General features: G+C 58.5%; 2 protein-coding genes, 1 pseudogene and 1 riboswitch (1 of these 4 running past the window's edge). All 3 genes and pseudogenes read right to left on the bottom strand.

All coding sequences use genetic code 11. The features are described 5' to 3' along the window. A riboswitch (cobalamin riboswitch) is annotated at nt 1-166 on the bottom strand. This riboswitch is flagged as partial in the annotation. Nucleotides 167-428: 262 nt separating this feature from the next. After that, on the bottom strand, nt 429-1,235 hold the full coding sequence (locus Q2B33_RS02555; protein WP_300564256.1) for a helix-turn-helix domain-containing protein: 807 nt from the start codon (nt 1,233-1,235) through the stop codon (nt 429-431). 345 nt (nt 1,236-1,580) lie between these two features. Then, nucleotides 1,581-2,681, bottom strand: a complete 1,101-nt coding sequence (gene nagA / locus Q2B33_RS02550; protein WP_300564258.1) for an N-acetylglucosamine-6-phosphate deacetylase — start codon at nt 2,679-2,681, stop codon at nt 1,581-1,583. Further along, nucleotides 2,671-2,839: pseudogene (nagB, locus tag Q2B33_RS02545) on the bottom strand (glucosamine-6-phosphate deaminase) (it continues 627 nt past the right edge of the window). Before nagB ends, nagA begins: the two are co-directional and overlap by 11 nt.

The following is a 2,839-nucleotide window of genomic DNA, read 5'->3' as shown; positions in this document are numbered from 1 at the left end:
CTCTTCCGATCTTTCCCAGTGACATCCGCTGCCCCTTACCTTCGGCAGCGTGAAGCATGACTCTTCTCTCACAGCGACGAGATCGTGCAGGCCTCGCACCTGCTTCCCTTTTCACCGGACCGGGCGGATTCCTCCGCCCTCCGGCACCTGTCATGTCCTTATTCACTTGAGTCAGTATTTTATCTTGCGCACCGGTTAAACTCACAGCACAACCCGACTACAGACCGTCAGCCGGTACTTTCCCGGAGGCATCACTGTAAATCCTGACGGTCTGTAGTATATCACATCAGTTTACGAAATGCAACCGTCTAATTAACCCATTTTCTGACAATTTTCCGGCCGCATTTTCAGATTTTCGGGTTTGGGCTTCCGTTTTTCCGCCCAATTCTTCTCCCGCAGACCACAGCCTCAGCCCTGCGAGACGGGATTCACCTGCCGTGGTACTCCTCCAGCTCGAAGAACCTGATCACGCCCCCGTCGATCGTGGTGACATCGCATTCCTTCCCGCCCCAGTGCTGCTCCCTGATCTCACCGATCTGTGTCCACCCGCTCTTCTTCACAAAAGCATGGAGCTTCTCCACATTGTCCACCCGCATGAAAGCCACGGTCTGCCCGGTGGGTTCGCCGATAAACATATGGATTCCGTTGAAGGGCTGCAGCGTCATGCTGAATATCTCCACGGGCATGGGCAGCAGGCACCCATATGTCCCCTGGCCTTCCTCATTCCTCTGGTCGATTGCCCCGTACCACCCCAGGACATCCTCGAACCATTTCGCGGTCCCGTCCATATCCCTCGTGTAGTAAATGGGGCCGTTCTCCTTCACCGTATAGCCTCTTTCCTTCAAATTCTGCACCATTTGGCCGCCTCCTATCATAGATTTGACAGATATATGCGGAAATGCACGGAGCCCTCCCCTCCGGCTGCGCGCCGCCATGGGGGATATGCCGTGGAAACGGGCGAATGCCCGGGAGAAGCTTTCCGGCGACTCATAGCCGTACTTTAACGCTATGTCGATAATCCTTGCATCCGAGCGCGCTATCTCCCCCCCGGCCAGGGCCAGTCGGCAGTTGCGCATATACTCGCTGACCGAGACGCCGCACACCACCGAGAAGAGACGCTGGAAATGGAAGCTTGACATATAGGCCTGGCCCGCTATCGCTTCCATGCTCAGCTTGCCGCACAGATTGTCTTCCATAAAGTCGATAGCTCTCTGCATGCATTCCATCAGTTCCATCCGCCCATCCCCGCTTTCCTTTCTGTCTGCTTAGAAGTATATACGAATCAAGCGCAGCCGTCATGACAGTTTCTGCCTGTTTCGGCTAACTGCCTTGCAGATACCCGCCCCGGTCAGCCCCTTTACCACAGAACAGGGAGCCACATTTTCTCCCCATCCTCATCCTGTATCCTGTACTCTGTGACAGTTCCCTGCAAGTCCGTTGGAACCGATATTCGCCCAGCGAGCGCCCTCTCCTTCTCTTCAAGTATCGGTGAAATCGACAACAGGCTGTCAAAAAGCCACCCGTCTCACAAGCCTGGAAACGAGTGGCTTTTAACGCAATTCCGTCTATATCCTTCCGTCCTACAGCACCTTCACCAGCTTCAAATCCTGATCCGCCAGCACCACATCCGCCCGCTTGCCGGGGGTAAGGGAGCCCACCTCATCATAGATGCCGATGCTCTTGGCTGGGTTCATGGTGGCGGCGGCGATGGCCTCCTCCCTGGGGATGCCGAAGGACACAGCCGTGCGCATGCAGTCGTAGAGATTGGTGGCGGAGCCTGCGATGGTGCCGGATGCCAATGTGGCCAGCTTGCCGTTCACGGTCACCTGCTGCCCGCCCAGGTCATAGGTGCCGTCCTCCAGGCCCGTGGCCCGCATGGAGTCGCTGATCAGCACCACCCTGCCCGGGAACATCCTGAACACCGCCCGCACCATGCTCTCGTGGATATGGATGCCGTCGCTGATCAGTTCGGCGTAGCAGCCCTCGTCCTCGGAGGCCGCCCCGATCAGGCCAGGCTTCCTGTGCTCCAGGGGCAGCATGGCATTGCACAGATGGGTCACATGGTTGGCCCCTGCCTCCAGGGCCGCTTTGGCCGTCTCATAGTCCGCCCCTGTATGCCCCAGGGATATCACCACTTCGTCACGCACCTCTCTGATGAACTCCATGGCACCCTCCACATTGGGGGCCAGGGTCACCAGGCGGATCTTGTTCCCGGAGGCCTCATTGCACTCCCGGAAGAAGCCAGCGTCCGGCGCCAGGATAAATTCCGCCAGATGGGCCCCCTTCTTGTCCACGTCCAGGAAAGGCCCCTCCATGTTGATGCCCGCCACATGGGCCATGCCCGGGCCTTCCGTGAAGTCCCCCATGGCCTTGAAGATCCTGCGCAGCTCCTCCGTATCGATGGTCATGGAGGTGGGGCAGTAGGAGGTGACGCCGCAGGAGCGCTCATAGGCCAGAATCTTCTTAAGCCCCTCCAGGTCGCCGTCGGAGAAGTCGCAGCCCACCGCGCCGTGGCTGTGGACATCCACCAGGCCGGGGAGCACGTAGAGCCCCTCCGCGTCCACTTCCGTCCTGTCCGTGACCTGGTCAGCGCTCTCCACGATCCTGCCGTCCTCGATATATAAGTCCTTTTTGGAAAAGGTCTTGTCCTCCTGGAAAACCAGTCCGTTCTTAATTATCATAGATTTCGCCCTCCCAGCCGGTCTTTTCGCGGATCATGGCCAGGGCCGCCTCGTCGGCGATGATGACCACATCGTTATGGAGCTGCAGGACGGAAGCGGGCACGCCCGGGGTCACGGGGCCGAAGCAGGAATCGTACAAAGCCTGGGCCTTGAGATCG

Origin of the sequence: uncultured Acetatifactor sp. (assembly GCF_948601915.1) — a bacterium.
Lineage (GTDB): Bacteria > Bacillota > Clostridia > Lachnospirales > Lachnospiraceae > Acetatifactor.
Note: the sequence above shows the minus strand (reverse complement) of the source record. Positions and strands in the feature narration are given on the sequence as shown.

Bases quoted from the DNA above. Each gene is read 5' to 3' on its own strand.
- Q2B33_RS02555 (WP_300564256.1), bottom strand. From the start codon at position 1,235: ATGGAACTGATGGAATGCATGCAGAGAGCTATCGACTTTATGGAAGAC.
- nagA (WP_300564258.1), bottom strand. From the start codon at position 2,681: ATGATAATTAAGAACGGACTGGTTTTCCAGGAGGACAAGACCTTTTCC.